The organism is Kosakonia sp. H7A (assembly GCF_003028445.1).
Lineage (GTDB): Bacteria > Pseudomonadota > Gammaproteobacteria > Enterobacterales > Enterobacteriaceae > Kosakonia > Kosakonia radicincitans.
Genome location: NZ_PYTZ01000005.1, coordinates 297,521 through 311,368, shown reverse-complemented (window position 1 = coordinate 311,368; position 13,848 = coordinate 297,521). Strand labels below are relative to the sequence as shown.

General features: G+C 54.8%; 11 protein-coding genes. 7 read left to right on the top strand and 4 right to left on the bottom strand.

From position 1 onward, the window contains the following. Positions 1–7: 7 nt before the first annotated feature. The 4 genes from accB to msrP all read right to left on the bottom strand — a co-directional run bounded on the left by accB (position 8) and on the right by msrP (position 2,776). A complete protein-coding gene (accB, locus tag CWM66_RS18605; protein WP_107147040.1) occupies positions 8–469 on the bottom strand; it encodes an acetyl-CoA carboxylase biotin carboxyl carrier protein in 462 nt (153 codons plus the stop codon). 21 nt (positions 470–490) lie between these two features. Further along, complete coding sequence (gene aroQ / locus CWM66_RS18595) at positions 491–943, bottom strand: type II 3-dehydroquinate dehydratase (protein ID WP_007369859.1); 453 nt, start codon at positions 941–943, stop codon at positions 491–493. A 234-nt stretch (positions 944–1,177) separates the two neighbouring features. Further along, positions 1,178–1,777, bottom strand: coding sequence for a protein-methionine-sulfoxide reductase heme-binding subunit MsrQ (msrQ, locus tag CWM66_RS18590; protein ID WP_007369860.1), 600 nt, complete (start codon positions 1,775–1,777; stop codon positions 1,178–1,180). After that, positions 1,778–2,776 carry a protein-methionine-sulfoxide reductase catalytic subunit MsrP gene (msrP, locus tag CWM66_RS18585; RefSeq protein WP_007369861.1) on the bottom strand — a complete coding sequence of 333 codons (999 nt, stop codon included), beginning with the start codon at positions 2,774–2,776 and terminating at the stop codon, positions 1,778–1,780. 291 nt (positions 2,777–3,067) lie between these two features. Here msrP and csrD point away from each other — a divergent pair, with 291 nt between their 5' ends. The 7 genes from csrD (at position 3,068) to yhdP (ending at position 13,841) form a co-directional block, all read left to right on the top strand. Further along, positions 3,068–5,011: an RNase E specificity factor CsrD gene (gene csrD / locus CWM66_RS18580; RefSeq protein ID WP_090397658.1), complete on the top strand. Its 1,944-nt coding sequence runs from the start codon at positions 3,068–3,070 to the stop codon at positions 5,009–5,011. A 307-nt stretch (positions 5,012–5,318) separates the two neighbouring features. Then, positions 5,319–6,362: a rod shape-determining protein MreB gene (gene mreB, locus CWM66_RS18570; protein ID WP_006818047.1), complete on the top strand. Its 1,044-nt coding sequence runs from the start codon at positions 5,319–5,321 to the stop codon at positions 6,360–6,362. 64 nt (positions 6,363–6,426) lie between these two features. Continuing rightward, positions 6,427–7,425, top strand: a complete 999-nt coding sequence (mreC, locus tag CWM66_RS18565; protein ID WP_007369863.1) for a rod shape-determining protein MreC — start codon at positions 6,427–6,429, stop codon at positions 7,423–7,425. Next, on the top strand, positions 7,425–7,913 hold the full coding sequence (gene mreD, locus CWM66_RS18560; protein WP_007369864.1) for a rod shape-determining protein MreD: 489 nt from the start codon (positions 7,425–7,427) through the stop codon (positions 7,911–7,913). The genes mreC and mreD overlap by 1 nt, the downstream gene beginning before the upstream one ends. 8 nt (positions 7,914–7,921) lie before the next feature. Next, on the top strand, positions 7,922–8,515 hold the full coding sequence (locus tag CWM66_RS18555) for a nucleoside triphosphate pyrophosphatase (protein ID WP_007369865.1): 594 nt from the start codon (positions 7,922–7,924) through the stop codon (positions 8,513–8,515). Continuing rightward, complete coding sequence (gene rng, locus CWM66_RS18550; RefSeq protein ID WP_007369866.1) at positions 8,505–9,974, top strand: ribonuclease G; 1,470 nt, start codon at positions 8,505–8,507, stop codon at positions 9,972–9,974. Before CWM66_RS18555 ends, rng begins: the two co-directional genes overlap by 11 nt. Positions 9,975–10,028: 54 nt before the next feature. Further along, positions 10,029–13,841, top strand: a complete 3,813-nt coding sequence (gene yhdP, locus CWM66_RS18545) for an AsmA2 domain-containing protein YhdP (protein ID WP_107147039.1) — start codon at positions 10,029–10,031, stop codon at positions 13,839–13,841. The last annotated feature ends 7 nt before the right edge of the window (positions 13,842–13,848 follow it).

Here is a 13,848-nt window from a genome sequence, read left to right as displayed (position 1 = left end):
CGCCTCGTTACTCGATGACGACCAGCGGCTCGTCAAATTCAACCGGTTGGCCACTTTCCACCAGAATGGCTTTCACCACGCCTGCTTTATCCGCTTCGATCTGGTTCATCATTTTCATGGCTTCAACGATGCACAGGGTGTCGCCCACGTTGACTTTCTGGCCGATTTCGATAAACGCTTTCGCGTCCGGGCTCGGGGTGCGATAGAAGGTTCCAACCATCGGGGAACGTACGATGTGGCCACTGATTTCTGCTGCGGCAGGTGCTTCCGTAGCGGTTGCGGCTGGTGAGACAGCGGCTGCCATAGGCTGAGCTACCGGCGCAGCATAAGCCTGCTGCATCATCGGATAGCCGACATTCGGCGCGCTGCGGCTGATGCGAACAGACTCTTCGCCTTCAGAAATTTCCAGTTCGGAGATGCCTGATTCTTCAACCAGCTCGATCAGTTTTTTAATCTTACGAATATCCATGAGTGGGTTCCGTACTCTTGTTTAGTGTGTTTGTGACAGGCGTTTTACCGCCGTCTGTAAAGCGTATGTATAACCATCGGCGCCTAATCCACAGATAACGCCGACAGCGATATCGGAGAGATAAGAGTGATGTCTGAATGGCTCGCGCGCATGGACATTACTCAGATGGATCTCAATAAACGGGATATCCACCGCCAGCAGCGCATCACGAATCGCGACGCTGGTATGCGTAAAAGCGGCCGGATTGATCAGGATGAAGTCCGCAGTGTCTTTTGCCTGATGAATACGGTCGATCAACGCAAACTCGGCGTTCGACTGAAAATGCGTGAGCGTGACGTTTAGCGCTTCCGCTTCATTTGTTAAACGGTTAACAATCTGCTGCAGGGTAAGCGAACCATAGGTTTTTGGTTCACGGGTTCCCAGCATATTCAGATTGGGGCCGTTCAAAAGCAAAATACGCAATTTGTCCGCCATTGTGCTGCTATCTCCTGCAATTTTCCGGTAAAAAACAAAATATACCTTCGTTGCGTGGTTGTCACGTTGTTAAAGTCCGAAAACCCTGCCGTGAAAACCAAGGTCGCACATTATAACGATTTCGTAGCATTTGGCAGCTAAATACTGGTCTTATCAGGGAAGATTATTAACCACCCGGCTAACATATGGACGCGGTTGATAATAGATTTGCGGGAAACTGCACAGATTGCTGCATTAACGCCACCATTGGCGGAACTTCTTGTAACGCCATGCTAAAAGCGCGATCGCGGCAGCGGCGTACAGGAGCGGTTGCGGGGAAAGAATCTTTACGGACCAGAGATAGTGAATCGGAGCGAGGATCGCCACCAGATAGACGAAGTTATGTAATTGTTGCCAGCGCTTGCCCATTTTGCGCTGCGCCCACTGCGTTGATGTGGCCGCCAGCGCCAGCAAGATCAGCCAGCTTACGGCTCCCAGCGTTAAATAAGGACGCGTGGTCAGCTCCTGGCCGAGCAGCGCCAGATTATTGATGCCCAGCTCCAGCAACGTATAGCTGGTCAAATGAAGCGTCGCCCAGGCAAAACACCAAAGCCCGAGCAGTCGCCGCGTGCGGATCAATAAAGGTTGTTTTGCATAGCGCGCCAGCGGTGTCACCAATAGCGTCGCCAGCAGGAATTTCAGCGCCATTCTGCCGGTAAAATGCTGAATATCTTTCGCTGGATCGGCGCTGAAGTAGCCCTGATTTGCCGCCCAGAACAGCCAGAGAAAAGGCAGTAGTCCCGCAAGATGTAACGCGACTTTAAGCCAGGTAACCTGTTTTGCCGTTAAACGCACTTAAAAATTCTCCCGTAGATCCAGCCCGTGATAAAGCGAAGCCACTTCCTCAGCGTAGCCGTTAAACAGTAATGTTGGCTGGCGTTTTACATCCAGCGCGCCGCCGGAACCAATAAAGCGCTCCGTTGCCTGCGACCAGCGCGGGTGATCCACATGTGGATTCACGTTAGCGTAAAAACCATATTCGTCCGGCGCGGCGAGGTTCCACGTGGTGGGGGGCCGTTTACTGGTGAGCTTAATGCTGACAATCGATTTAATGCCTTTAAAACCGTACTTCCACGGTACGGTCAGCCGAATCGGCGCGCCATTTTGCGGCGGTAGCGCTTTGCCGTAGACACCCACCGTCAGCAGCGTTAACGGATGCATTGCTTCATCTATACGGAGTGCTTCGACATAGGGGTATTTCAACCCGCCGCCGATAAACCGATCTTTTTGCCCCGGCATCTCCTCCGGCGCGTAACGGGTTTCGAAAGCGACATACTTGGCGTTGCTGGTGGGTTCGACCAGCGCCAGCAGCTTATGCAGCGGGAAACCAATCCACGGCACGACCATTGACCACGCCTCGACGCAGCGCATGCGGTAAATACGCTCTTCCAGCGGGAAGCGCGACGTCAGCGCTGCGTGATCGAGGGTTAATGGTTTCGCCACTTCACCATCAATGGTCAGTGTCCAGGGATCGGTTTTCATCCCCCCGGCGTTAGCGGCGGGATCGGCTTTATCCAGGCCAAATTCATAAAAGTTATTGTAGCCAGTAACTTTATCTTCCGGTGTCAACTCAAGCTTGGCTTGCCACTGCGCCGGCTGGCTGAAGTCGAGGGGTTTTCCTGCTGGCGCTTTCGGACGGTCATGACCTTTAAACCAATCCAGCAGATCCGCTTGCGCCATCGGCGACAAACTTAGCGTTGTCGCGCCAATACCGAGCATTTTTAGCACCTGACGGCGCTGTAACATAAATACGGATTCAGCGGTTACGTCGGCTTCAGTCAGTTTTTTCTTCATTGCATCCTCCGCGAATTTTGTTAATAAGCATGGTGTAAGCGATGCGATAGCGCGAGTGGGAGTGTGTTACCAAACATTGGGATCATTTGCCGAAACAATCATCCATATGATTGCTGATTGGAAAAATATTTATGAGGACTATACTCGCAGGGGTAAAAACGGCCTCGGATTTTTCTAACTTTACTCCTGACTATTCCATATCGCGGTTAGATTTGAAAGTTAGTGCTTACTTTTTAACAAGCTCCGGGTCGATATCGTCTTGTTCTTTAATACAACGGAGTTAACACAGGGATGCGATTAACGACGAAATTTTCCGCTTTTGTGACACTGCTGACCGCGTTGGCGATTTTCGTCACGCTGATCGGCTGCTCACTGAGCTTTTATAATGCCATACAAAACAAGGTGGCTAACCGCGTGGCGGCGGTCGCAGCGGTTGTGGATACCCGACTGATTTCTACACCTGTCAACCAGCTTTCGCCTCAGCTTGATGAGCTGATGGTGCCGCTGGATATCATTAAAGTTGAGATCAAGCAGGGGAAGAAAACCCTGCTCAGCTATGCGCGCAATGGTAGCTACCGTCCGGCAGGCAGTAGTTTGCAGACCCGTGAACTGTCCGTTTCGGGGCTGAAAAACCCCGGCCTCACGATTTCGCTTATCTACCAGGATCCGATGGCCAACTACTTTCGTTCGCTGGTCAATACGGCGCCGCTGACTCTCGCGATCGGTTTTATGATCGTCATTATCTTTCTTGCTGTGCGCTGGCTGCGTCGTCAGCTTTCCGGACAAGAACTGCTGGAAGGGCGAGCGACGCGGATCCTTAATGGTGAGCGAGGCCCGCAGGTTCGCGGCAGCATCTACGAGTGGCCATCACGCACCAGCAGTGCGCTGGATGTGCTGCTGACCGATATCCAGTTTGCCAGCGATCAGCGCAGCCGGATGGATACGCTGATCCGCTCTTATGCGGCGCAAGATACGCGTACCGGCCTGAATAACCGTCTGTTTTTTGATAATCAACTGGCGACACTGCTGGAAGATCAGGAAAAAGTCGGTTCGCACGGCGTGGTGATGATGATCCGCCTGCCGGATTTTGATCTTATGCGCGAAAGCTGGGGGCTGACTACGGCGGCGGAAGAGTATTTCTTCACCCTCATCAACTTACTTTCTACTTTTATTATGCGTTACCCTGGCGCGCTGCTCGCACGTTATCACCGCAGCGATTTTGCCGTGCTGTTGCCGCACCGGACATTAAAGGAAGCGGAAAGTATCGCCGGGCAGATCCTGAAATCTGTCGATGGGCTGCCGCACAATAAGGCGCAGAACCGCGAAGATATTATGCACATTGGCGTTTGTGCATGGCGTAGCGGCCAGTCAACGGAACAAGTGATGGAGCATGCGGAAGCTGCGGCGCGTAATGCGGTATTGCAGGGCGGTAACAGCTGGTCGGTTTATGATGATTCATTGCCCGAGCAAGGGCGTGGCAATGTGCGCTGGCGGACGCTGATAGAGCAGATGCTGAGCCGGGGCGGGCCGCGTGTTTATCAGAAACCCGCGGTTAATCGCGACGGACTGGTGCATCACCGGGAGCTGATGTGTCGTATTTTCGACGGTGAACAGGAGGTGATCGCCGAAGAATATATGCCGATGGTGCTCCAGTTTGGTCTCTCTGAAGAGTATGACCGCCAGCAGATCACCCGTCTTATTCCCTTCCTGGGTTTCTGGCCGGAAGAGAATTTGGCGATGCAGGTGACAGTTCAGTCTCTGGTACGCCCGCGTTTTCAACGCTGGCTGCGCGACACATTAATGGAATGCGAAAAATCTCAACGCAAACGGATTATTTTTGAACTTGCTGAGGCTGATGTTTGTCAACATATCAGCCGGTTACAGTCGGTGGTGCGATTAATTAACGCTCTGGGCGCGCGCGTAGCGGTGGTGCAGGCGGGTCTGACGTTGGTGAGCACCAGTTGGATTAAAGTGTTGGATGTGGAGTTATTAAAGCTGCATCCGGGACTGGTCAGGAACATTGAAAAGCGTACCGAAAATCAGTTGCTGGTTCAGAGTCTTGTGGAGGCGTGCAAAGGCACACGGACACGCGTTTTCGCGACAGGCGTTCGCGCGCGGGCTGAATGGCAGACGCTGGTGGATCGGGGCGTTGTCGGGGGACAGGGCGATTTTTTCGCGTCTTCTCAACCGCTCGATACCAATGTGAAAAAATATTCGCAAAGATACTCGGTTTGAACTGCTGTTTGAGTCGTTTTCACGTAGAATAATGCGCGCTGCCATTTTTGGGGGTGTGCTTGCCTGCCCGCCGGATTGTGACAGTAATACAAAGCCGGTTTGACCTTTGAAATAACGCAAAAGCAATACGCTGGAACAGAAGAGTTTTTTCTGCTTCCGGCTGAAGTCGTGTCGTTTTGCAACAAAGGAAACAAACTGCACTAATTTTCACCGTAGCAGATGATTCTTACGCCTTGTCGCTGCTGCGTGTGGTTGGTAAAGTAAGCGGATTTTGTATCCGCCCCAGCTTTCAGGATTATCCCTTAGTATGTTGAAAAAATTTCGTGGCATGTTTTCCAATGACCTGTCCATTGACCTGGGTACCGCGAATACCCTGATTTATGTAAAAGGACAAGGCATCGTATTGAATGAGCCGTCCGTGGTGGCCATTCGTCAGGATCGTGCCGGTTCACCGAAAAGTGTGGCCGCAGTAGGTCATGAAGCGAAACAGATGCTTGGGCGTACACCGGGCAACATCGCAGCGATTCGCCCGATGAAAGATGGCGTTATTGCTGACTTCTTCGTGACCGAAAAAATGTTGCAGCACTTTATTAAACAAGTGCACAGCAACAGTTTTATGCGTCCAAGCCCGCGTGTGCTGGTTTGTGTGCCAGTTGGCGCGACCCAGGTTGAACGCCGCGCGATTCGTGAATCCGCACAGGGCGCAGGCGCGCGTGAAGTGTTCCTGATTGAAGAACCGATGGCGGCCGCAATCGGCGCAGGCTTGCCGGTATCTGAAGCGACCGGCTCTATGGTTGTGGATATCGGTGGTGGTACCACGGAAGTTGCGGTTATCTCTCTTAACGGCGTGGTTTACTCCTCTTCTGTGCGTATTGGCGGCGATCGCTTCGACGAAGCGATCATTAATTATGTCCGTCGTAACTACGGCTCCCTGATTGGTGAAGCGACCGCTGAACGTATCAAACACGAAATCGGCTCCGCTTACCCGGGCGACGAAGTGCGTGAAATCGAAGTGCGTGGTCGTAACCTGGCTGAAGGCGTACCGCGCGGCTTTACTCTGAATTCTAACGAAATCCTCGAAGCGCTGCAGGAACCGCTGACCGGTATCGTCAGCGCCGTGATGGTTGCCCTGGAACAGTGCCCGCCGGAACTGGCTTCCGACATCTCCGAACGCGGCATGGTATTGACCGGTGGTGGCGCGCTGCTGCGTAACCTCGATCGCCTGCTGATGGAAGAGACCGGTATTCCTGTTGTGGTTGCAGAAGATCCACTGACCTGTGTAGCGCGTGGTGGCGGCAAGGCGCTGGAAATGATCGACATGCACGGCGGCGACTTGTTCAGCGAAGAATAGTCCGCGTCAGAACCGGAGTGATATTCCGCTCCGGTTCTGTCTGGCCTGAGAATACGCAAAGCCTATGAAGCCAATTTTTAGCCGTGGCCCGTCGCTACAGATTCGCCTTTTTCTGGCGGTTTTGGTGGCGCTTGGAGTCATCATCGCCGACAGCCGCCTCGGTACGTTCAGCCAGATCAGAACGTACATGGATACTGCCGTCAGTCCCTTCTATTTTATTTCCAACGGTCCCCGTGAATTACTCGACAGCGTGTCACAAACGCTGGCATCGCGCGATCAACTCGAGCTTGAAAACCGGGCATTGCGTCAGGAACTGCTGCTGAAAAACAGCGAACTGCTGATGTTAGGGCAGTACAAACAGGAGAATGCGCGCCTGCGTGAACTGCTGGGATCGCCGCTGCGTCAGGATGAGCAGAAAATGGTGACCCAGGTGATCTCGACGGTGAACGATCCGTACAGCGATCAGGTGGTGATCGACAAAGGCAGCGCGAACGGCGTTTACGAAGGCCAACCAGTGATCAGCGACAAAGGCGTCGTCGGTCAGGTAGTCGCGGTGGCGAAACTGACCAGCCGCGTGCTGCTGATTTGCGATGCGACGCATGCGCTGCCGATTCAGGTTCTGCGTAACGACATCCGTGTAATTGCCGCCGGCAACGGCTGTACCGATGATCTGCAACTGGAACACCTGCCCGCGAACACCGATATTCGCGTGGGCGATGTGCTGGTTACCTCCGGTCTTGGCGGTCGTTTCCCTGAAGGATATCCGGTTGCTGTTGTTTCATCGGTGAAACTGGATACGCAGCGTGCGTACACGGTGATTCAGGCGCGTCCGACGGCAGGCCTGCAACGTTTACGTTATCTGTTGCTGCTGTGGGGGGCGGATCGTAACGGCACCAATCCACGGACGCCGGAAGATGTGCACCGTGTGGCGAATGAACGTCTGCTGCAAATGATGCCGCAGGTTCTGCCTTCACCTGATGTGATGGGGCCGCCTGCGCCGATGCCTGCTCCGGCAACCGGTATTACACAGCCGCCGCCGCAACTCTCTCCGGGAGGGCAATAGTGGCAAGTTACCGTAGCCAGGGGCGCTGGGTTATCTGGCTCTCGTTTTTCATTGCTCTGTTGCTTCAAATCATGCCCTGGCCGGATGACATTCTTGTTTACCGGCCAAACTGGGTTCTGCTTATTCTGCTTTACTGGATCCTGGCGCTCCCGCACCGCGTAAATGTCGGTACGGGTTTCGCTATGGGTGCCATACTGGATCTTATTAGCGGATCCACCCTTGGCGTTCGTGCGTTGTCATTAAGCATTGTCGCCTATCTGGTTGCACTGAAATTTCAGTTATTCCGTAATCTGGCGCTCTGGCAACAGGCGCTGGTGGTAATGTTGTTGTCGCTGGCGACCGAAGTGATTGTTTTCTGGGCTGAGTTCCTGGTCATCAACGTTTCGTTCAAGCCCGACATTTTCTGGAGCAGCCTCGTAAATGGCGTGCTCTGGCCGTGGCTCTTCCTGTTAATGCGTAAGATCCGCCAGCAGTTTGCGGTGCAATAAAGGTTGTTATGACAGATATCTGGCTCGCTTCCGGCTCCCCCCGTCGTCAGGAACTGCTCACCCAATTGGGTGTGGCTTTTGAACGTATCGTTCCGGGAATTGAAGAACAACGCCAGCCGCAGGAGAGCGCGCGGCAGTACGTTCTGCGCCTTGCGCGTGAGAAGGCACTGGCGGGCGTAGCGATGGCACCGCGCGATCTGCCGGTGTTAGGCGCGGACACGATTGTGATATTTAATGGTGAAGTGCTTGAAAAACCGAAAGACTCCTCGCATGCTGCCAGTATGTTACGTCTGCTTTCCGGGCAAACACACCAGGTCATGACTGCTGTGGCGTTGGCCGATCGCCAGCACCTGCTCGATTGTCTGGTAGAAACAGAAGTGACCTTCAGAGTGTTATCAGAAAAGGATATTGCCGCCTACGTCGAAAGCAAAGAACCGCTGGATAAAGCCGGCGCGTACGGCATTCAGGGGCTGGGTGGGTGTTTCGTCAGGAAAATTAACGGTAGTTATCATGCCGTTGTGGGTTTACCGCTGGTGGAAACCTGGGAATTGCTGAGCAATTTTAACGCACTGCGTGAAGGAAGAGATAATCATGACGGCTGAATTGTTGGTCAACGTTACACCATCGGAAACACGCGTCGCCTATATTGACGGCGGTATTCTTCAGGAAATTCACATCGAGCGCGAAGCACGGCGCGGGATAGTAGGCAATATCTACAAAGGTCGGGTCAGCAGGGTACTTCCGGGTATGCAGGCGGCTTTTGTAGATATTGGTCTGGAAAAGGCGGCGTTTCTACACGCCTCCGACATTATGCCGCACACCGAATGCGTCGCCGGAGAAGAACAGAAAAACTTCACCGTTCGCGATATCTCCGAACTGGTTCGCCAGGGGCAGGATCTGATGGTGCAGGTGGTCAAAGATCCTCTCGGTACCAAAGGCGCGCGCCTTACCACAGATATTACGCTGCCGTCCCGCTATCTGGTGTTTATGCCGGGTGCGGCGCACGTTGGCGTTTCCCAGCGTATTGAAAGTGAAGCCGAGCGTGAGCGCCTGAAGCAGGTAGTGGCCAGCTACTGCGATGAGCAGGGCGGTTTTATTATTCGTACTGCCGCCGAAGGCGTGTGCGAAGAGGATCTCGCGTCTGATGCCGCTTATCTGAAGCGTGTCTGGACGAAAGTGATGGAGCGCAAGAAGCGCCAGCAGACGCGCTGCAAGCTCTACGGAGAACTGGCGCTGGCGCAGCGCGTACTGCGCGATTTTGCCGACGCGCATCTGGATCGTATCCGCGTTGATTCACGGCTGACTTTTGAGGCACTGCTTGAATTCACGGCCGAATACATTCCGGAAATGACCAGCAAACTGGAACATTACAGCGGCCGCCAGCCGATCTTCGATCTCTACGATGTGGAAAACGAAATTCAGCGCGCGCTGGAGCGTAAGGTTGAACTGAAATCGGGCGGCTATCTGATCATCGATCAAACCGAAGCGATGACCACTGTCGATATTAATACCGGCGCATTTGTCGGCCATCGCAACCTTGATGACACCATCTTCAACACCAATATTGAAGCCACTCAGGCGATCGCCCGCCAGCTACGGTTACGTAACCTTGGCGGCATTATCATTATTGATTTTATTGATATGAATAATGAGGATCACCGCCGCCGCGTGCTGCATTCGCTGGAGCAGGCGTTGAGCAAAGATCGGGTGAAAACCAGTATTAACGGTTTTTCCCAGCTTGGGCTGGTAGAGATGACCCGCAAACGCACGCGCGAGAGCGTGGAGCACGTCCTGTGCAACGAATGTCCCACCTGTCATGGCCGGGGAACGGTGAAAACCGTGGAAACCGTGTGCTATGAGATCATGCGCGAGATTGTTCGCGTCCACCATGCCTACGATTCCGATCGCTTCCTGGTCTATGCTTCACCTGCGGTAGCGGAAACCCTGAAAGGCGAAGAGTCGCACGCGCTGGCCGAGGTGGAAATCTTTGTCGGCAAGCAGGTAAAAGTGCAAATCGAGCCGCTCTATAATCAGGAGCAGTTTGACGTAGTCATGATGTAATACGCAGCGTGCTGCGACACAAGCGGGTCTGATTGGGTTGACAAGGAGAGAGGCGTGAGGCGACTGCCGGGGATATTGCTGCTTACAGGGGCGACGCTGATTGTTATCGCGGCGCTGCTGGTGAGCGGTTTGCGCCTGGTGTTGCCGCACCTGGATAACTGGCGCGAGGAGATCCTGACGCGCATCACGGCGCAAACCGGTATTCCGGTTTCGGCCAGCCAGTTGCAGGCGCGCTGGGAGAATTTCGGCCCAGAGCTGGAAGTGCGCGATATCAAAGCCCGCCTGAATGACGGCGGCGATCTTTCTGTTAAGCGCGTGACGCTGGCGCTGGATGTCTGGCAGAGCCTGCTGCACCTGCGCTGGCAGTTCCGTAACCTCACCTTTTATCAACTGGTCGCGCGCACCAATACCCCGCTGCAACGGAATGACAACGGTGAGCCGATTGCCAGCGATCGCATCAGCGATCTCTTCTTACGCCAGTTCGATCATTTCGATCTTCGCGACAGCCGCGTCAGTTTTCTGACGCTTTCCGGCCAACGCGCCGAACTGGCGATCCCGCAGCTTACCTGGCTTAATGGCAACGATCGTCACCGCGCTGAGGGGCAAGTCAGTCTCTCGAGTCTGACCGGGCAGCACGGCGTGATGCAGGTTCGGATGGATCTCCGCGACGACAACGGGCTGCTGAATAATGGTCGTGTCTGGCTGCAAGCCGATGATATCGATGTTAAACCGTGGCTCGGCACATGGATGCAGGACAACGTGGCGCTCGATTCTGCCCGTTTTAGCCTTGAGGGCTGGATGACGCTGAATAAAGGCGTGGTGGAAAGCGGCGATGCGTGGCTGAAAAAAGGCGGCGCAAGCTGGCAGGGAGAGCAGGCTACCACCCACCATTTGACGGTCGATAACCTGACCGTCCATGTTTCCCGTCAACAGCAAGGCTGGCAGTTTGATGTACCGGTAACACGTATCGCTATTGATGACCGCGCATGGCCGCAGGGCGCTCTGAGTTTCGCCTGGGTTCCGGCGCAGGAAGCGGGCGGGGTGAACGGCGTTCGCAGCGATGAATTGCGCGTTCGCGCCAACAACCTTGAGTTGAGCGGGCTGGAAGGGCTGCTGCCGATTGCGCAGAAGATCTCGCCGTCCCTGTACGACATCTGGCGCACTATGCAGCCGGAAGGTTCGCTGGAGCAACTGGCGCTGGATATCCCGTTGCAGGCAGCCGACAAAACGCGTTTCCAGGCACAGTGGAAAGATATCCGCTGGAAACAGTGGCAGTTGTTGCCGGGCGTTGAACATTTCAGCGGCAAGCTGGAAGGCAGCCTCGCTGACGGGCGCTTAACGGGCACAGTGATGCAGGCGAAAATGCCGTACGTCGGTGTGTTCCCGGCACCGCTGGAGATTGAGAAAGCGGATGCCACGCTGAACTGGCAGAAGAACGAACATGGCTTCCAGCTTGATGGGCATAACATTGATGTGCAGGCGAACGCGTTACATGCGCACGGTGGTTTCCGTTATCTCCAGCCGCAGGATGATGAACCCTGGCTTGGCATTCTGGCGGGGATCAATGTTTCCGACGCCGGGCAGTCCTGGCGCTACTTCCCGCAAAACCTGATGGGCAAAGCGCTGGTGTCGTATCTCAGCGCCGCCATTAAAGGCGGGCAGGCGCAGGATGCCACGCTGGTGTACGGCGGTAACCCGCACTTATTCCCCTATAAGCACAATGAAGGTCAGTTTGAAGTACTGGTGCCACTGCGTAATGCGACCTTTGCTTTTCAACCTGACTGGCCAGCGCTGCAAAATCTGGATATCGAGCTGGATTTCCTCAATGACGGTCTGTGGATGAAAAGCGATAAGGCGGCCCTCGGCGGCGTGACCGCCAGCAATCTGACCGCGGTTATTCCGGATTATGAAAAAGAGAAGCTGCTGATCGATGCCGATATTAACGGCCCGGGCAAAGCCGTTGGCCCCTATTTCAAAGAGACGCCGCTACACGATACGCTGGCCAGCGCGCTGGATGAACTGCAACTTGATGGCGACGTAAGCGCTCGCTTACATCTTGATATTCCGCTGGATGGCGAGATGACTGTCGCCAAAGGCGATGTGGCGTTGCGTAACAACAGCCTGTTTATTAAGCCGCTCAACAGCACGCTGAAAAACCTCAGCGGCAAATTCAGTTTTGATAATGGCACCCTGAAGAGCGAGCCGTTACAGGCGAGCTGGTTTAATCAACCGCTGAACCTCGATTTTTCCACCACCGAAGGCGATAAAGCGTACCAGGTTGCGGTCAATCTCAACGGCAACTGGCAGCCAGCGCACACGGGCGTATTACCCGCTCAACTTGAGTCTGCGCTCGGCGGCAGCGTGGCGTGGAAAGGGGATGTTGGTATTGAGCTGCCGCATCGTGGCGGTGCGACTTACAAGGTCAATATTGATGGCGATCTGAGTAACATCGCCAGCACCTTGCCGCCGCCGCTGGATAAAGCCGCAGGTAAAGCGCTGCCGGTAAAACTGAAAGTGGATGGCGATCTGCGTAGCTTTACGCTGACCGGCAACGCCGGTAGCAATAATCACTTCAACAGCCGTTGGCTGCTTAACAACAAACTCACTCTCGATCGTGGGATCTGGGCGTCGGATAGCCGCACCCTTCCGCCATTGCCGGAGCAGGCCGGGCTGGAGCTAAATCTCCCCGCGATGAACGGCGCGCAGTGGCTGGCGCTGTTCCGCCAGGGCGTGGCGAATAATGTCAGTAATTCAACGAGCTTCCCGTCCAGCATCACGTTACGCACGCCAGCGTTGACGCTGGGCGGGCAGCAGTGGAATAACCTGAGTATCGTCTCGCAGCCGCAGCTTTCCGGCTCAACCATTGAGGCGCAGGCACGGGAAATTAGTGGTACGTTGACGCTGCGCGATAATGCGCCGTGGCAGGCGGCCATCCGTTACCTCTATTACAATCCGGCGAATACGCAGCCGAATGATGATGATATTTCGTCGCCGTCGACGTTGTTGCGTGGCAAAACCCGTATTGATTTTACCGGCTGGCCGGATTTGCAGTTGCGCTGTGCTGAATGCTGGCTGTGGGGGCAAAAATATGGGCGCATCGACGGTGATTTCACGATCAATGGCGATACGATGACGCTGGCAAACGGCCTGGTGGACAGCGGCACCGCGCGTCTGACGGCAGACGGCGAATGGGTGAACCGGGAAGGAGCGGAACGCACATCGCTGAAAGGCGTGCTGCGCGGCGAGAAGCTCGATTCGGCGATGAGTTTCTTTGGCGTGCCGACGCCGGTACGTGGCTCCTCTTTTGATATCAACTATGACCTGCACTGGCGCAGCCCGCCGTGGCAGCCGCAGGAAGAGTCGCTGAACGGCATTCTGCGTACGCGGCTGGGGAAAGGGCAGATCACCGATATCAGCACCGGTCATGCGGGTCAGGTATTGCGCCTGTTCAGCGTCGACGCGCTGCTGCGCAAACTGCGCTTCGATTTTAGCGATACCTTCAGCAGTGAAGGGTTCTGGTTTGATTCGATCCGCAGCACCGCATGGATCAAAGATGGCGTGCTGCACAGCGACGATACGCTGGTGGACGGGCTGGAAGCGGATATCGCGATGAAAGGTTCGGTCGATCTGGTGCGTCGCGAGCTGGATGTTGAAGCGGTCGTGGCACCGGAAATTTCGGCAACCGTAGGTGTGGCAGCCGCTTTCGCCGTCAACCCGATTGTAGGCGCGGCAGTGTTTGCCGCCAGTAAAGTGCTGGGGCCGCTATGGAATAAAGTCTCTATTCTGCGCTACCGCATTACTGGCCCGGTCGATCAGCCGCAGATTAACGAAGTCCTGCGCCAGCCGCGCACGGACAAAACGCAATGATTTGACG